The 16,430-nt window shown below is 70.8% G+C and carries 12 protein-coding genes and 1 pseudogene; 5 read left to right on the top strand and 8 right to left on the bottom strand.

Annotation, left to right across the window (positions count from 1 at the left end):
- Positions 1–4 precede the first annotated feature (4 nt).
- Together M503_RS0114615 and ubiE are read right to left on the bottom strand one after the other, a co-directional pair.
- Positions 5–2,006: pseudogene (locus M503_RS0114615) on the bottom strand (M1 family metallopeptidase); the annotation flags it as partial.
- A gap of 110 nt (positions 2,007–2,116) precedes the next feature.
- Positions 2,117–2,878 carry a bifunctional demethylmenaquinone methyltransferase/2-methoxy-6-polyprenyl-1,4-benzoquinol methylase UbiE gene (gene ubiE / locus M503_RS0114620; RefSeq protein ID WP_028920118.1) on the bottom strand — a complete coding sequence of 254 codons (762 nt, stop codon included), beginning with the start codon at positions 2,876–2,878 and terminating at the stop codon, positions 2,117–2,119.
- A gap of 166 nt (positions 2,879–3,044) precedes the next feature.
- Between ubiE and M503_RS0114625 the strand changes: the two genes are divergently transcribed.
- Entirely contained in the window at positions 3,045–3,524 is a 480-nt protein-coding gene (locus M503_RS0114625) for a nucleoside deaminase (protein ID WP_028920117.1), read from the top strand.
- A 33-nt stretch (positions 3,525–3,557) separates the two neighbouring features.
- Here the strand turns inward: M503_RS0114625 and M503_RS16625 are convergent, their stop codons facing one another.
- Positions 3,558–4,679: a serine hydrolase domain-containing protein gene (locus M503_RS16625; protein ID WP_197017240.1), complete on the bottom strand. Its 1,122-nt coding sequence runs from the start codon at positions 4,677–4,679 to the stop codon at positions 3,558–3,560.
- 297 nt (positions 4,680–4,976) lie between these two features.
- Between M503_RS16625 and M503_RS0114635 the strand changes: the two genes are divergently transcribed.
- Positions 4,977–7,859, top strand: a complete 2,883-nt coding sequence (locus M503_RS0114635) for a TonB-dependent receptor plug domain-containing protein (RefSeq protein WP_028920116.1) — start codon at positions 4,977–4,979, stop codon at positions 7,857–7,859.
- A gap of 85 nt (positions 7,860–7,944) precedes the next feature.
- On the top strand, positions 7,945–9,108 hold the full coding sequence (locus tag M503_RS0114640; RefSeq protein WP_197017241.1) for a P1 family peptidase: 1,164 nt from the start codon (positions 7,945–7,947) through the stop codon (positions 9,106–9,108).
- A gap of 9 nt (positions 9,109–9,117) precedes the next feature.
- Here the strand turns inward: M503_RS0114640 and M503_RS0114645 are convergent, their stop codons facing one another.
- The gene (locus tag M503_RS0114645; RefSeq protein ID WP_028920114.1) at positions 9,118–10,266 is read right to left on the bottom strand and encodes a helix-turn-helix transcriptional regulator; all 1,149 of its coding nucleotides are present in this window, start codon (positions 10,264–10,266) and stop codon (positions 9,118–9,120) included.
- Positions 10,267–10,456: 190 nt separating this feature from the next.
- On the opposite strand from M503_RS0114645, the gene M503_RS0114650 reads away from it, so the two are divergent.
- Positions 10,457–11,479, top strand: coding sequence for a DUF1611 domain-containing protein (locus M503_RS0114650; RefSeq protein ID WP_024870262.1), 1,023 nt, complete (start codon positions 10,457–10,459; stop codon positions 11,477–11,479).
- A 4-nt stretch (positions 11,480–11,483) separates the two neighbouring features.
- Positions 11,484–12,467, top strand: coding sequence for an N-acetyl-D-Glu racemase DgcA (gene dgcA / locus M503_RS0114655; RefSeq protein WP_028920113.1), 984 nt, complete (start codon positions 11,484–11,486; stop codon positions 12,465–12,467).
- Positions 12,468–12,501: 34 nt separating this feature from the next.
- Here dgcA and hslU read toward each other — a convergent pair whose 3' ends face one another.
- The 4 genes from hslU to xerC form a co-directional block, all read right to left on the bottom strand.
- Entirely contained in the window at positions 12,502–13,872 is a 1,371-nt protein-coding gene (hslU, locus tag M503_RS0114660; RefSeq protein WP_028920112.1) for an ATP-dependent protease ATPase subunit HslU, read from the bottom strand.
- A gap of 138 nt (positions 13,873–14,010) precedes the next feature.
- Complete coding sequence (gene hslV / locus M503_RS0114665) at positions 14,011–14,562, bottom strand: ATP-dependent protease subunit HslV (RefSeq protein WP_024870259.1); 552 nt, start codon at positions 14,560–14,562, stop codon at positions 14,011–14,013.
- 49 nt (positions 14,563–14,611) lie between these two features.
- A complete protein-coding gene (locus M503_RS0114670) occupies positions 14,612–15,106 on the bottom strand; it encodes a DUF1203 domain-containing protein (protein WP_028920111.1) in 495 nt (164 codons plus the stop codon).
- 105 nt (positions 15,107–15,211) lie between these two features.
- A complete protein-coding gene (gene xerC, locus M503_RS0114675; protein WP_028920110.1) occupies positions 15,212–16,096 on the bottom strand; it encodes a tyrosine recombinase XerC in 885 nt (294 codons plus the stop codon).
- Positions 16,097–16,430 lie beyond the last annotated feature (334 nt).

Genomic DNA, 16,430 nt, shown 5'->3' on the forward strand with positions numbered 1-16,430 from the left:
CTGCCTCCTGCATGGGCCGGCATTCCGGCCCTGGAAACGCACGCGCCGGCCCTGGGGCCGGCGCGTGGCGCGACTGCTTACCGGGCCTGGGCCTTTTCGGCCTTGGCCAGGATCGCCTCCACCGAGGCGGTGGTGATCGGGTGGTAACCCGGTCTGGCCCGCTCGAACACCTCGCGGGCGAAGGCCAGGCCGTCCGGCGTCTTCACCAGCTCCTCGTACACCGGCAGGATCAGCTTGCGGCGGCCGACGCGCTGGATGAACTCGCCCGCGGCCGGGCGCGCCTCCAGGTAGCCGCTGCGCAGCGCCAGCGGGTACCAGCGCATGGCGATCTCGCCGTTCGGCGTGCCGGTGAAGTGGTAGGCCTCGTCCAGCTGCTTCAGCTGCTCCGGCTTGAGCTTCTCGCCCATGCCCTCGAGGAAGTGCAGCCAGGCCTGGGTGCCCCACTCGTTGGCGACCTGCGGGTTGGGCAGTTCGGCACTGCCGCGCCAGGCGATCCGCGCGGTGTCGACGTTGGAGAACATGCGCGAACGCGCCGCCGGGGCGATCGCCGGGATGCCCGGCTGGTTCAGCCACGCGTCCAGCTCGTCCTCGCGCACCGCGTTCGGGTTCTTCGGCAGCAGGTGCTCGCGCATGTAGGCGATGAACTGGTCGGTGTCCGCGCTCTGGAAGGCGTGGTCGTCGAACCAGCCGCGCAGGAACGGATCGAACACCTCGCGGCCGAAGCGCTGCTCAAGGAACTGCAGGAACCAGGAACCCTTGACGTAGGCCACCTCGCTCAGCGCCTCGTCCGGGTCGCGCTCGGCCAGCGGCGGCAGCATCAGCGCCTGGTCGCCCGGGCTCATCTGCTCCATGTCGCGCTTCACGCCGGCCTGGTCGATCTGGCGCTCCATCTCGGCCAGCTCGTTGCCGTAAAGCGCCTCGACGATCCGGCCCTGGACGTAGGTGGTGAAGCCTTCGTTGAGCCAGATGTCCTTCCAGCTGGCGTTGGTCACCAGGTTGCCGGACCAGCTGTGCGCCAGCTCGTGCGCGATCAGCGAGACCAGCGACTTGTCGCCCACGATCACCGTCGGGGTGATGAAGCTCAGGCGCGGGTTCTCCATGCCGCCGAACGGGAACGACGGCGGCAGCACCAGCATGTCGTAGCGCTCCCACCGGTACGGGCCGTACAGCTGCTCGGTGGTGGCGATCATCTGCTCGGTGTCTTCGAACTCCTTCACCGCGCGGTCGACCATCGCCGGCTCGGCCCACACGCCGCTGCGCGCGGAGATCGGCTTGAACACCAGGTCGCCGGCAGCGATCGCCAGCAGGTACGACGGGATCGGCTGCGGCATGGTGAAGCTGTAGTCGCCGTCGCGCGCCGCGGCCGGGTCGTTGTCGGCGCTCATCAGCACCATCACGTCCGGGCGCGAGGTCACGTGCGCGCTGTAGGTGAAGCGCACGCCAGGGGTGTCCTGCAGCGGCACCCAGCTGCGGGCGTGGATCGCCTGCGACTGGCTGAACATGAAGGGCAGCTGCCCGCCCTCGGTCATCGACGGCTCCAGCCACTGCAGGCCCGAAGCCTGCGGCGAGGTGGCGTAGGTCACGCGCACCCTGGCGTTGCGCTGCGGCACCTGCACGGTCAGCCTGCTGCCGAACACCGGGTCGGCGTCGGCCAGGGCGAACTCCAGCGGCGTCCAGCTGCCGCCGGCCTCGCCCTCGACCTTGTCGATGGCCAGGTCGCGGGTGTCCAGGGCCAGCTCGGTGGCCTGCGGATCGACCCAGTCCAGGGTGTAGGTGGCGGTCCCGGCCAGCTGCTTGCGGTCGAAGTCCAGGGCCAGGTCCAGCGCCAGGTCGGTGATCTTCACCTTTTCCGGCTGGGCATAGGAACTTTCATCGTGGCGGCGGGCGGACACGGTGGCCTCCTTGGCCGGCCTGGCGGCCTGGGCCGGATCGGTGCCGGCCTTGTCGCCGGAGCAGCCGCTGGTGGCGACCATCGCGAGGGATAACAGCAACAGGGGCAAGCGCATGCAGACAGCCTGGATCAGGGGAAAGGCGCAGTTTAACCGCGCCGCGATCCACGTTGGCTTTACCCCGGCTGGCGGAACGACCGGCGGCACGGCGCCGGTCGCTGCCGGCGTCAGACCTTGTAGCCGGTATGCACGGCGACGATGCCGCCGCTGAGGTTCACGTAGCCGCAGCGCGACAGCCCGGCCTCCTCCATCATCGCCTTGAGCTGCTCCTGCGGCGGATGCTTGCGGATGCTCTCGGCCAGGTACTGGTAGCTGCCGGCGTCGCCGGCGAACAGCTGGCCCAGCTTCGGCAGCACCTTGAACGAGTGGAAGTCGTAGATCGGCTTGAACCAGTCGGCGGTGACCTCGGAGAACTCCAGCACCCGCGCCTGGCCGCCGACGCGCAGCACGCGCGCGATCTCGCGCAGGGCCGCGTCCTTGTCGGTGACGTTGCGCAGGCCGAAGGCCATGGTCACCAGGTCGAAGCTGGCGTCCGGGAACGGCAGCTTCTCGGCATTGCACTGCACGTACTCGAATCCGGAGACCAGGCCGCGGTCGGTCATCCGGTCGCGGCCGACGGTGAGCATGCCGGCGTTGATGTCGCCCAGGACGATCGTGCCGGTGTCGCCCACGCGCGGCTTCAGCAGCGCGGCGATGTCGCCGGTGCCGCCGGCCAGGTCGAGCACGCGGTCGCCCGGCTTCACCTGGCAGGTGGCGGTGAAGTAGCGCTTCCACGCGCGGTGGATGCCCAGGCTCATCAGGTCGTTCATCAGGTCGTACTTGCGCGCGACCGAGGTGAACACCTGGCCCACCAGCTTCTGCTTCTCCGTGGCCGGGACGTCCTTGAAGCCGAAGTGGGTGGTACCGCGTTCGTAGGGGGATTCGCTCATGCGGCAATTATGGCACCGGCCGCCGGCGGCGGGGTCACGAGCGGCTCACGGCAAGGGTTTCCGCGTGGCTGCACCGCGCGCCGGAGCCGTCGGCGAAGTCGCCAGAGCCTGCCGCGCCGGGCCGCCGCGGCGTACCCTGTCGGCCCCGCCACCGGACCGGACCCACGTGAGCCAGATCCCCGATTACCGCGCCATGCTCGCCGTCGCCCTGGAAGAGGCCCGCCAGGGCCTGGCCGAAGGCGGCATCCCGATCGGCGCCGCCCTGTTCCGCCGCGACGGCACCCTGCTCGGCCGCGGCCACAACCGCCGCGTGCAGGAGGGCGACCCGTCCGTGCACGGCGAGACCGACGCCTTCCGCAAGGCCGGGCGCCAGCGCAGCTACCGCGACACGATCATGGTCACCACGCTGTCGCCGTGCTGGTACTGCAGCGGCCTGGTCAAGCAGTTCGGCATCGGCACGGTGGTGATGGGCGAGGCGGTGAACTTCCAGGGCGGCCACGACTGGCTGCGCGAGCAGGGCGTCGAGGTGATCGACCTCGACGACGCCGGATGCATCCGCATGCTCGGCGACTGGATCGCCGCCCACCCGCATGTCTGGAACGAGGACATCGGCGAGGACGGCGACGGTTGCGGCCACGACCACTGAGCGCGGCCGGCGAGCCGGCCGCGCCGCTACCGCTCAGCTCTGCGAACGCGCCCAGTCCACCGCCGGGTACTCGCCCTCGCCCAGGAACAGGCGCAGCACGTCCTTGTGGGTTTCCAGGCCATTCTCGCTGTTGGTCAGCAGCACCAGGCTCTCGCCGCTTTCCGGGTCGAGCATGAAGAAGGCCTTGAAGCCCGGGTTGTCGCCCCAGTGCCACAGCCGGACGCGGCCATCGACGGTCTCCAGGCCCACGCCCAGGCTCCAGTCGATGTACGGATCCACCGGCACCGGGACCGCGTGGTCGTCGGCGTTGCTGGACGGGGTTTTCAGCAGCGCATGGCTGGCCGGGGTCAGGCCTTCGCCGCGGTACAGCGCGCGCTGCAGGAAGGTGCTGTACTCGCGCGCGGTGGTGACCAGCGTCCACGCGGTGTTCTCCCAGCCGAACACTCGGTCCGCCATCACCGAACCATCCGGGCGATGGCCCGACGCGTTGCGCGTGGCCGACTCCGGATCGGTCATGTAGCGGCTGCCGGGCATGTCGAATACGTCGAACACTTCCTCGCGCGCCAGCTGCTCCCAGCGCTTGCCGGTGAGGTGTTCGAGCGTGCGCTGCAGCAGGTAGAAGCCCTCGCCGGAATAGGAGTAGCGCGCGCCGGCATCGAACAGGCTCTGCAGCGGCGTTTCGTCGATCGCCGGGTTGGACGGCGAGATCTCCCAGTTCTTCAGCCCGGTGGTGTGGTCGAGCACCATGCGCGCGGTGATGCGCCGCGCCTGCGGGTTGTCCCTGGCACGCGGCGAAGGCCAGTACTCGAACAGCGGGCGGTCCAGCTCGAGCACGCCGCGGTCGACCATGCGCAGCGTGATGTAGGCGCCGACCACCTTCGACAGCGACGCGGCCTGGAACAGCGTGTCTGCCGCCACCGGGCGCGTCGCATTGGCGCGCATCACCCCGTACTCGAACGCCTCCGCGTGGCCGTCGCGCACGTGCACCAGCTGCGCGCCGGGAATGCCGTGGCGCTGCATGATCGCGGCAAAGGCCTCCGCATTGCCGTCGCTGGCGGCATCGGCCTGCCGGCCGTCGACCGACCCGGTTGCCGCCTGCATGGCGAACACCGCCGCCATCCCGAGCACGATGGCCAGCCAACGCCGCGACCGCATCGTTCCTTTCATCCTTCCTCCTGGTTCCCGGGCCTTCCCCCGGCCTTGAACCAGCATAGCCATGCGCCCGGCGGGCGTGTTCGGCGCGGATCGAATTAGGGGTTTTCACCGATGGCTGGGGCCTGACCTCCCACCTAGGATCGGACGCGGGGACCCCGGAAGAGCCTGCCACCCGCGCCAACGCCGCTGGTCGTCGCCTGTCGCACGCAAAGCGTGCAGCACAGCGGGCGACGGCACCGGACTGGTGCAGCTTCGCCTGCCCCGCCCACGCCAGACCACCCGGAGAGAAGGTCAGACATGTTTGCCAGCCGCACGCCGTTTCCGAAGAAACGCCCGCTGTTCCTAGCCATCGCCCTCGGCCTGTCCACGACCGCCGTGGCCGCGCCCGACCCGGACGGCATGCCGCAGGACGCCGAACCCGCGGTGGAAGCCGCCCAGGACGCCGAGGTCAAGTCGCTGGACCGCGTGCAGGTGACCGGCTCGCGCATCAAGCGCACCGACATCGAAGGCCCCTCGCCGGTGATCACGATCACCGCCGAAGACATCCGCAAGCAGGGCTACAGCACCGTCGCCGAAGCGCTGCAGACGCTGACCGTCAACAACGGCGCCAACGTCGCCGGCGCCTCGCCGGACAACTTCCTCGACCTCAGCAATACCCAGCCGGACGCCTCCTTCCTCAACCTGCGCGGCATGGGCGTCGGCTACCAGCTGGTGCTGCTCAACGGCAAGCGCATGACCGAGTACGCGGCCAGTTCCGGCGCCGCTTCCACCGGCGTCAGCCTCGGCAGCATCCCCGCCGCGGCGGTGGCGCGGATCGAGGTACTCAACGGCGGCGCCTCGGCCATCTACGGTTCCGACGCGGTCGCCGGCGTGGTCAACATCGTCACCAAGGACAACTGGGAAGGCCACAACGTCCGCGTCCGCGCCGGCACCACCGAGCACGGCGGCGGCGACACCCTGCAGCTGCAGCTGACCGGCGGCAAGGCCTCCGACCGCGGCAGCCTCACCTACTCGATCGAGAAGCTCAACCGCGATCCGATCTTCGCCGCGCAGCGCGGCAACGTGATCCTCAGCGGCATGCGCGCGCCCGGCAACGCCGGCACCGACCGTCCCACGTGGGGCCTGGACATGGGCCTGATGGACGGGGACTACAACGACTACTACTGGATGGCGCCCAACGGCGAGCTGGTCTACGCCAGCGACGTCGACCCGGCCACCGCACGCGCGGCGCTGGAGAACTCCTGCCGCACCTCCGACCCGCTGTTCTTCCCGATGTACTGGTCGTCCAGCGACGCCAACCCGGGCACCTGCGGCAACGCCGCCTACTACGACCAGGACACCATCGCCAACAGGCAGGACAAGCTGTCGGCCTACGTCGCCGGCACCTACCGCCTGACCGATTCGCTGGAAGGCTACGGCCAGCTGCTGGTGCAGCAGTCCAGGAGCAAGTCGACGCACCGCACCAGCATGTACCTGTACAACTCGGGCGACGCCTACGACGTCAACATCGGCAAGTTCGAGTACTGGCGCCCGCTGACCCCGCAGGGCATCGGCGGCGCGCCCTGGCGCACCTGGGACGAGAACTTCGCCAGCCTGAACCTCGGCGTGCGCGGCACCGTCGCCGACCGCTTCGACTGGGACGCCAGCGTCGCCCTGTCGCGCGACGAGATGCGCAGCAGCTGGCGCCAGCTGCTGAAGGACCGCGTCCACCGCTACCTGTTCGGCGAAGCCATCGGCGAGGTCGACGGCGCCCCGCTCTACGAGATCGACCCGCGCGTGCTGTTCGGCCCGGTGAGCCCGGAGGCCTACAACCAGATGGTCGACACGGTGCGCAACCGCAACCTGTCGCAGACCAGCCAGGCGCAGTTCGTGTTCACCGGCCCGCTGTTCTCGCTGCCGGCCGGCGACGTGGACATGGCGGCGGTGCTGGAAGCCTCGCACTCGAAGTACGAGCTCGGCCCGGATCCGCGCAGCGTCAGCACCTACGACGGCCCCGACAAGACCTTCAACTTCACCGGCGTCTCCGGCGGCGGCCCGCGCGACCGCTATGGCGCCGGCCTCGAGCTGCGCGTCCCGCTGCTGGACAGCCTGACCGCGAACCTCGCCGGCCGCTGGGACAAGTACGACGACATCTCCGACGTCGGCGACGCGACCACCTGGCAGGCCAGCCTGGAATGGCGCCCGGTCGACCGGCTGCTGGTCCGCGCCAGCCGCCAGACCAGCTTCATGGCGCCGAACATCATGTGGCTCTACGGCGAGCCGGTGGTCGAGTACAACGACTACCTGACCAACTACTACCTGTGCCGCGTCGACGGAATGGACCTCAACACCAGCGAGGGCCTGAACCAGTGCCGCGCCACCCACCGCCAGGGCGCGTGGTACACCGAGGGCGGCAACAACACCCGCCTGCACGAGGAAACCGCCACTTCCACCGGCTTCGGCATCGTCTGGGACGTCACCGACCAGCTCTCGCTCAGCGCCGACTACTGGAGGATCGAGCTGTCCGGCAAGAGCCAGTACATGGACTCCGAGTTCCTGATGAGCGAGAACGCCAACTGCCTGCTGGGCCGGCGCATCGACGGGACCGCGGTGGATCCGAACTCGGCGGCCTGCGCGATCTACCTGGACTACGTCGACCGCGACGCCAGTGGCCGCGTGCGCGAGTACTTCCTCGACGCGATCAACCAGGCCGGCGTGCGCACCGAGGGCTTCGACCTGACCCTGCGCTATGCCATCGACACCGCCAGCCTGGGCCGCTTCAACCTGGCCGCCGGCCACAGCCGGACCCGCAAGTACGAAGTGCAGATCGCCGCCGGCGATCCGTGGGAGGACTACCTGGAGTGCTCGTACTACGTCTGCGGCGAGCAGCCGGTCGCCTTCCGTTCGCGCAGCAACTGGACCGTGTCCTGGAGCCGTGACGCCTGGAACGCCAGCCTGTACGGCTACCGCAACGCCGGCCGGGTGAACTACCGCGGCACCGCGCTGCTGCCGGCCTACGTGCAGTGGAACGGCAGCCTGTCCAGGCAGATCACCGACAACATCCGCGTGGGCGTGGACGTGGTCAACCTGTTCGACAGGTTCGGCCCGAAGGACGAGACCATCACCTGGTTCCCGTTCTACTCCATGGCCTACGGCGCGATCGGCCGGTCCTACTTCCTCAACGTCGACATCGACTTCTGATGGGCCTTGGCGGCCACGCGGTTCCAGCGCGCGTGGCCGCCTTTTTTTCCGCCGGTTACCCGGCACGCACCGGATTCCCGTACCCGTGACCGCGAAGCCCTGGCACGTCCTCCCGCTCCTGCTCGCCACGATCGTCGCCGCCGACGCGCAGGCCGCGGAGGCGCGGCCACGGGCGCGGGAGGCGGGCGTGGCGATCGGCACGCTGCCGACCGGACCGCGCAACGCGATCACCGACGTGGCCGGCGTCGGCGTGGGCCATGCCACCCTGGCCGGGGGCACGCGCTTCAATACCGGCGTCACCGTGATCGTCCCGCATCCGCGCAACGCCTACCGCGAGCGCGTGCCGGCCGCGATCGTGGTCGGCAACGGCTTCGGCAAGCTGGCCGGCATCACCCAGGTGCAGGAGCTGGGCGAGCTGGAGACGCCGGTCTTCCTGACCGGCACCCTGAGCACCTGGAAGGTCGCCGACGCGGCGGTGGACTGGCTGCTGCGCCAGCCGGGCATGGACAAGGTGCGTTCGATCAACCCGGTCGTGGGCGAGACCAACGACGGCTACCTCAGCGACATCCGCGCGCGCCCGCTCACGCCGGAACTGGTGGAAAAAGCCCTGGCCGGCATCTCCTTCGGGGACGTCGAGGAAGGCGCCGTCGGCGCCGGCGCCGGTACCGTCGCCTTCGGCTGGAAGGGCGGCATCGGCACCAGTTCCCGCCGGCTGGCCGGGGGCGACGGCGGCTACACCGTCGGCGTGCTGGTGCAGAGCAACTTCGGCGGCGAACTGACCATCGCCGGCGTGCCGGTGTGGAAGCAGCTGCCGGATCCGGGCGAGTACGCCCGCAGCACCACCGCCCCGCCGAGCACTGGCGACGGCAGCATCATGATGGTCGTGGCCACCGATGCGCCGCTGGATGCGCACCAGCTGCAGCGCCTGGCGAAGCGCGCCCTGGTCGGCCTGGCGCGCACCGGTTCGGTGATGTCCAACGGCTCGGGCGACTACGTGATCGCCTTCTCCACCGCGCCGGAGAACCTGCGCAACCCGGACGCGCCGGTGCAGCCGGCGCGCAGCCTGGCCGGCGAGGCGATGTCGCCGCTGTTCCAGGCCGCCGCCGAGGCCACCGAGGAAGCGATCGTCAATTCGATGTTCCGCGCCCGCACCGTGCATGGGCACCGCGGCACCGCCGCGGCGCTGCCGCTGGAGCCGGTGCTGGAAGCGCTGGATCGCGCAGGCGCGCGGACCCGTCCGGCGCCCTGAACAACAGGCTCAGGACAGCAGCCGCGCCAGCTGGGTGCGGCTGGACACGTTCAACTTGCGGTAGGCCGAACTGAGCTGGCTCTCGATGGTCTTGCGCGAGCGCGAGAGCCGCGCGGCGATCTCCTCGTTGCTCAGGCCGCTGGCGGCCAGCAGGGCGACCTTGCGCTCGCTCGGCGAGAGGCCACGCAGCAGGGCCAGCGCCTGCGGCGACGGTTCCGGCCCGTCGGGCAGCTTCTCGTCGACCGGCGTGAGCAGCAGCATGTGGTGGAGGTCGCGGCCCGACGCGCGTGCGGCGGACGACACCTCGATCCCCAGGCGCAGGTGCCTGCGGTGGGCATGGCGGACCTCGAATGCGCCGCCCGGCCCCAGCGCCGGGGCGGGACCGGCCGCGGCGGCGCCGTGGCCATGCAGCCATTGCCGCAGCGGCAGCTCGATCGCCCGCGGCAGGCGTCCCTTCTGGTCGCCCTCTTCGCTCCAGGTGCGACAGATGCGCCGAGCCTCGGCCGACATGTAGAACGGCACCAGCTTCGCGTCCACCAGCACCGCCGCGATCGGCAGTTCGTGGACCAGCGCCTCCAGCGTCCGCCGCTTCGCACGCTCGCTTTCCGCGGCGCGGATCCGCTGCAGGCTCGCCTCGAGCAGCGGATACAGCTCCTGCAGCAGGGCCAGTTCGCGCCTGCCGAGTTCGGCGAGGCTGGGATGCAGGCGGATGCTCAGCACCGCCTCCAGCGACCTCGGGCCCCAGAAGGCCAGGTGCACGAAATCGCGCCAGGCCGGCGCCGGGTCCTGCGCCCGCAGGCGCGCCTCGGCCTGGCCGTCGCCGGAGGCGATCTGCGAATACGTGTACCAGGGGATCCGCGGATTGGCGTCCAGGTACGGCGCGGCCACGTCCAGGCTGGTGACCAGCCGCGCCCCGGCGTCGCGCGCCTCGGCCAGGTAATGCCGTCCCTGCTGCGGCCGGTAGCCGTCGATGTCGTAGAGCAGGCTGAAGGAATGGCACGGCAGGGCCTTGCCGATCCAGGCCACGCAGGCTTCCCACAGCGCGTCCATGTCCAGGGCGCGGACCAGCGCCATGCGCTGGGCCACCCACGGATCCGCCGCCGGAAGGTCGGCCTCGGCAGGCGGGGAGTCGCTCAGTGCGGGGACCAGGAACTGCATCACCTTCCGGACAGGTCGCGGGGCACGCCGACAATTAGCATCGCCATCGCCCGGCCGGCAAGCACGCGATGGATCCGCCGGTCGGGAATGGGGGTTTCTTCCGATTCGCCGGCCTCGCGAAAGTGCTGGAATGGGCTTCCACAGTCCCTCCGGACCCCCAGCCCCTCCCCGGCACACCTCGGGAAACCCGATGAACCAGCTCGTCAACACGGTCAACCTGCGCAAGCCCTACCTGCTCTTCCTCGGCGAGGAAACCAACCCGCTCAAGGCCAAGACCGCCTTCGGCCTGCGCGACTGGGCCGGCGCGGACTGCGTCGGCCAGACCCGGGCCCCGGGCGGCAGCGTCGACCTGGGCCTGCCGGAGATGGACGCCGCCGCGGCCCATGCCGCCGGCGCGCGCTCGCTGCTGATCGGCGTGACCCCGCCGCAGGGCCGGATCCCGGCGCACTGGGCGCCGCTGCTGCTGGACGCGGTGCGCAACGGCCTGGACATCGTCAGCGGCCTGCACACCCCGCTGGACATCGTGCCCGGCCTGGCCGAAGCGGCGGCCGAAGCCGGCGTGCGCCTGGTCGACGTGCGCCGCCCGCCCGCGGACCTGCCCCGCGCCACCGGCAGGAAGCGCAGTGGCAGGCGCGTGGCGATGGTCGGCACCGACTGCGCGCTGGGCAAGAAGTACACCGCGCTGGCCCTGGCCCGCTCGATGCGCGCCGCCGGCCTGGACGCGGATTTCCGCGCCACCGGGCAGACCGGGATCATGATCGCCGGCGCGGGCATCGCCATCGACGCGGTCGTCGCCGACTTCATCGCCGGCGCCGCCGAATGCATTTCCCCGGCCGCCGCGGCGGACCACTGGGACCTCATCGAAGGCCAGGGCTCGCTGTTCCATCCCGCCTACGCCGGCGTGACCATGGGCCTGCTGCACGGCTCGCAGGCCGATGCGCTGGTGCTGTGCCACGACCCGCTGCGCGAGCACCTGGTCAGCTGGCCGGACTACCCGGTGCCGGGGCTGCGCGAGGCGCGCGACCTGTACCTCGCCGTCGCCCGCCTGACCAATCCGCAGGCGCGGCTGGCCGCGGTCAGCCTCAACACGTCGGCGCTGGACGAGGCGGCGGCACGCGAGGCGCTGGAGCAGGCCGAACGCGAACTCGGCGTGCCGGCATTCGATCCGATGCGTACCGCGCACGGGCGCGTCATCGCCTCGATCGTGGGCTGAGCGCATGCCACGCACCCTGTCCGTCCGCCCGCATGCCTGGGCGCTGAAGGAGCCGTTCGCGATCTCGCGCGGCACGCGCACGCATGCGCGCGTGGTGATCGTCGAGGTGCACGAGGCCTGCAAGGTCGGCCGCGGCGAGGCCGGCGGCGTCGCCTACCACGGCGAAACCCCGGAAAGCATGGCGGTGCAGATCGAACAGGTGCGCGCCGCGGTGGAAGCCGGTTGCGACCGCCGGCAGCTGGCCGACCTGCTGCCCGCCGGTGGCGCGCGCCATGCGCTGGACGCCGCACTGTGGGACCTGGAAGCGAAGCTCAGCGGCGTGCCCGTGTGGCAGCGCGCCGGCGTGGGACGCTGGGAGCCGGTCGACAGCGCGGTCACCATCGGCATGCGCGACATCGATGCCTACGAGGCCGCCGCGCGCGCCTACGACGGCTATCCGTGGATCAAGGTGAAGGTCGGCCCGGGCTCGCCCGAGGCCGCCATCCAGGCCGTGCGCCGCGGAGCGCCGCGCGCACGCCTGATCGTCGACGCCAACCAGTCCTGGAGCGTCGAGGAACTGTGCGAGTACGAACCGTTGTTGAGGCCGTTGGGGGTGGACCTGCTGGAGCAGCCCGTTGCCGCGGGCGCCGATGCTGGGCTGGTGGGCTATGCCGGGCAGATCCCGCTGTGCGCCGACGAGTCGTTGTCGACCGCAGCCGATCTGCCCGGCCTGGCCGGGCGCTACCGGTTCGTCAACATCAAGCTCGACAAGGTCGGCGGCCTGACCCCGGCGCTGGAACTGGCCGGGGCCGCGCGCGCGGCCGGCTTCCGCCTGATGGTGGGCTGCATGCTCGGCGGCTCGGTGTCGGTGGCGCCGGGCATGGTGCTGGCGCAGCTGTGCGAGGTCTGCGACCTCGACGGCCCCTGGCTGCAGTCGGAAGACTGGCCCGGCGGCATGGCCTACGAGCAGGGGCGCATGGCGCTGCCGTCGCCGCAACTGTGGGGCTAGCCACGGCCCACGGCCGCGGCCAGCCCCGCCACGCTTACAGGATGTAGCGGCTCAGGTCCGGATCCTGGACCAGGTCGCCCAGGTGCGCGTCGACGTAGGCGCGGTCGATGCTTACCGCCTGGCCGTCGCGGTCCGGCGCCTCGTAGCTGAGCGTGTCGAGCAGGCGCTCGAGCACGGTGTGCAGGCGCCGCGCACCGATGTTCTCCTGGCGTTCGTTGACCTGCGCGGCGATCTCCGCGAGGCGGGTGATCGCGTCCGGCGCGAATTCCAGCTTCACGCCCTCGGTGGCCATCAGCTCCACGTACTGGCGGGTCAGCGAGGCCTTCGGCTCGGTGAGGATGCGGACGAAGTCGTCCTTCGTCAGCGCGCTCAGCTCGACGCGGATCGGGAAGCGGCCCTGCAGCTCCGGGATCAGGTCCGAAGGCCTGGCCAGGTGGAACGCGCCGGAGGCGATGAACAGGATGTGGTCGGTGCGCACCGTGCCGTACTTGGTCGACACGGTGGAGCCCTCGACCAGCGGCAGCAGGTCGCGCTGCACGCCTTCGCGGCTGACGTCGCCGCCAGACGAGAGCGAATCGCCGCGCTTGGCGACCTTGTCGATCTCGTCGATGAAGACGATGCCGTGCTGCTCGCAGGCCTCGATCGCCGCGGCGCGCACGTCGTCCTCGTTGACCAGCCTGGCCGCCTCTTCCTCGACCAGCTGCGGGCGCGCCGCCTTGATCGTGACCGTGCGCTTGTGGGTCTTGCCGCCGCCAAGATTGGCGAACATCTGCCGCAGCTGCTGGCCCATTTCTTCCATGCCCGGCGGGGTCATGATGTCCACGCCGGTGCTGGCCGCCAGCTCCAGCTCGATCTCGCGCTCGTCCAGCTCGCCGGCGCGCAGCATCCTGCGGAACTTGGCGCGGGTGGAGTCTTCCGGCCCGGATACCTGGACCTCGGTGGGCCCGGTGTCGAAGCCCATCGTCGGCGCGCGGCGCGGCAGCAGCGCGTCGAGGATGCGTTCCTCGGCGCGTTCCTCGGCCTGCAGGCGCACGCGCGCCTTGGCCTGCTCACGGTACATCTTCACCGCCGTGTCGGCCAGGTCGCGGATGATCTGCTCGACGTCCTTGCCGACGTAGCCGACCTCGGTGAAGCGCGTGGCCTCGACCTTGACGAAGGGCGCATTGGCCAGGGTCGCCAGGCGGCGCGCGATCTCGGTCTTGCCCACGCCGGTGGGGCCGATCATCAGGATGTTCTTGGGCATGACCTCGTTGCGCAGCTCCGGCGCCAGCTGCATGCGGCGCCAGCGGTTGCGCAGGGCGATCGCGACCGCGCGCTTGGCCGCGTGCTGGCCGACGATGTGCCGGTCGAGCTCCTGCACGATCTCGCGCGGGGTCATGGTGGAGGATGAGGTGTTCGCGGTCATTGGGGGGACTGGTCCGTGATTCGTAATTCGGGATTCGGGATTGGAAGAAGCAGAAGCGGGTGACATCGCGATGGGAGGGAATCGAAGGCTCTTGCTCTTCCGGATCACCAATCACCAATCACGAATCACGGCCCCCGATCACAACTCCTCGACCACCACGTTGCGGTTCGTATAGATGCAGATGTCGCCGGCGATGTTCAGCGCCTCCACGGCGATGGAGCGGGCGTCGAGCGAGGTGTGCGCGAGCAGCGCGCGCGCGGCCGACAGCGCGTAGCTGCCGCCGGAGCCGATGGCGATGATCCCGTCCTCCGGCTCGATCACGTCGCCGGTGCCGCTGATGATCAGCGAGGTGTCCTGGTCGGCGACGGCGAGCAGCGCCTCGAGCTTCCCGTAGCGGCGGTCGGTGCGCCAGTCCTTGGCCAGCTCCACCGCGGCGCGCTGCAGCTGGCCGTGCTTCTCCAGCTTGGCCTCGAACAGTTCGAACAGGGTGAAGGCATCGGCGGCGGCGCCGGCGAAGCCGGCGAGGACCTGGCCATCGCGGCCGAGTCGGCGCACCTTGCGGGCGTTGCCCTTCATCACCGTGTGGCCGAGGGTGACCTGGCCATCGCCGGCCACGGCGACCTTGCCGTCGCGGCGCACGGAAATGATGGTGGTGGCGTGGAACACGTTGGGGTTCTGGCTGGGGTCCATGCGGCCTCCGGGAAGCTGTCCCCCGGAGATGGGGACGCCCCCGCCCCGATCAACCCTCCGGATCGCCGCGCGCCCCGACCCGCTCGGCCAGGCAGGAAAAGCAGCCGCGGCGGGCGTTGTGCAGGTGCACGTAGGCGACCTCGCCACGGCCGAACGCCGCCTCCAGCCAGGCGCCGGCTTCGCGCCCCGCGCAGACCTCCGCGTCGACCATCAGGTGCGCGGCGTCATAGGCCCGCAGCGAGACAAGCCGGTCGCCGGCGTACGGCGGCACCTCGCCCGGCGCCAGCACCCGCCGGCACGCGGCGCGGCGCACGAACACCGGCCCGGACGAGCGATACGGCGATTGCGCCGCCTGGTGCATCCACGGCAGGAGCAGCAGCTCCTCGCCGCGGCGCGCGTCCGCCAGGCTGACCCGGCAGGGATAGCCGTGGTCGGCGTCGGCGAAGACGCGCGCCATGCCGCGCGCGGCCAGCTGCGCGTCGTCGAGCTGGAACAGCGGCGCAAACGGGGCCGGATCCAGGCCCACGAGACGGAAGGAGGACATGCACGGACTCCAGGTCGATCAGCGACCCGCAGCATCGCCGGCAACGCACCACATTTCTCGCCGGATCCGGACATGGCACCGGGACGGCCCGACGCCGCTCCGTGCTCAGCCACCGCCCTTGCGCTTCGCCCGCGGATGCGCCGCGTCGTACACCTTCGACAGGTGCTGGAAGTCCAGGTGGGTGTAGATCTGGGTGGTGGCGATGTCGGCGTGGCCGAGCAGCTCCTGCACCCCGCGCAGGTCGCCGGAGGATTCCAGCACGTGGCTGGCGAAACTGTGCCGCAGCATGTGCGGGTGCACGTTCTTGAACAGCCCCTGGCGCGCGGCAAGCTGGCGGATCCGGATCTGCACCGCGCGCTGGCTGATCGGCCCACCGCCGCGCCCCGGGAACACGAAATCGCCCTCGCCCGCGCCGGTGGACGCGCGCCACTCGCCCAGCGCCCGCCGCGCGTGCGAACCCACCGGCACGCTGCGCTGCTTCGAACCCTTGCCCAGCACCGTGACCAGCCCCGCGTCCAGCTGCAGGTCGCGCCAGCGCAGCGCGCACAGCTCGCTCAGGCGCAGGCCCGATGAATAGAACAGCTCCAGCAGCGCGCGGTCGCGCAACCCCAGCGGCGCATCGGTCGGCACCTCGACCAGGCGCACCGCCTCGTCGACGTCCAGCACCTGCGGCAGCTTGCGCGGCGCCTTCGGCGCGCGCAGCCCCGCCGCAGGGCTGGCCGGGATCACCCCGTTGCGCAGCAACCACGCGTAATAGCTGCGGCACGCCGACAGCCGCCGCTGCAGGCTCTTCGGCGACAGCCCGCGCCGATGCTCCGCCGCGACGAACTCGCGCAGCCGTACCGCATCCAGCCGCGCCGGTTCCGCCACGCCCTGCTGCTGCGCGAACGCATCCAGCGCCTCCAGGTCGCGCCGGTACGCATCCAGCGTATGCGGCGACACCGCCCGCTCCACGCGCAGATGCTCGAGGAAGGCATCGATGCCGCTCATCGGAGGTGGCCGGCACGGGTGTGCATGGGGACATGATGCGCGGAAAGCGCCGTGGTGGAAAACGCCATTCGGGCGAAGAGCCCCTCTCCCCCCGGGAGAGGGGTTGGGGAGAGGGTAGGGATTCCGACGCCGTGGGGCTCCCGACCCTCACCCCCGACCCCTCTCCCGATGGGAGAGGGGGACAAAGAGCGAAGCCACGAGCCAGACGCGCCGAAAGACGCGGTAGCGCGGGGGTATGGCGCAAGCGGCACATGGATGTGCCGCGCTCGCGCGTTGGAGCAGGACGCGGAACCGCGCGATGCGCCATACCCCCGCGCTGCCGCGGCTCCGTCCG

The sequence above is a fragment of the Pseudoxanthomonas suwonensis J47 genome, assembly GCF_000513955.1.
In the GTDB taxonomy this organism is placed as follows: Bacteria; Pseudomonadota; Gammaproteobacteria; order Xanthomonadales; family Xanthomonadaceae; genus Pseudoxanthomonas; species Pseudoxanthomonas suwonensis_C.

Bases quoted from the DNA above. Each gene is read 5' to 3' on its own strand.
- ubiE (WP_028920118.1), bottom strand. From the start codon at position 2,878: ATGAGCGAATCCCCCTACGAACGCGGTACCACCCACTTCGGCTTCAAG.
- M503_RS16625 (WP_197017240.1), bottom strand. From the start codon at position 4,679: ATGCGGTCGCGGCGTTGGCTGGCCATCGTGCTCGGGATGGCGGCGGTG.
- M503_RS0114635 (WP_028920116.1), top strand. From the start codon at position 4,977: ATGTTTGCCAGCCGCACGCCGTTTCCGAAGAAACGCCCGCTGTTCCTA.
- M503_RS0114645 (WP_028920114.1), bottom strand. From the start codon at position 10,266: ATGCAGTTCCTGGTCCCCGCACTGAGCGACTCCCCGCCTGCCGAGGCC.
- M503_RS0114650 (WP_024870262.1), top strand. From the start codon at position 10,457: ATGAACCAGCTCGTCAACACGGTCAACCTGCGCAAGCCCTACCTGCTC.
- dgcA (WP_028920113.1), top strand. From the start codon at position 11,484: ATGCCACGCACCCTGTCCGTCCGCCCGCATGCCTGGGCGCTGAAGGAG.
- hslU (WP_028920112.1), bottom strand. From the start codon at position 13,872: ATGACCGCGAACACCTCATCCTCCACCATGACCCCGCGCGAGATCGTG.
- hslV (WP_024870259.1), bottom strand. From the start codon at position 14,562: ATGGACCCCAGCCAGAACCCCAACGTGTTCCACGCCACCACCATCATT.
- M503_RS0114670 (WP_028920111.1), bottom strand. From the start codon at position 15,106: ATGTCCTCCTTCCGTCTCGTGGGCCTGGATCCGGCCCCGTTTGCGCCG.
- xerC (WP_028920110.1), bottom strand. From the start codon at position 16,096: ATGAGCGGCATCGATGCCTTCCTCGAGCATCTGCGCGTGGAGCGGGCG.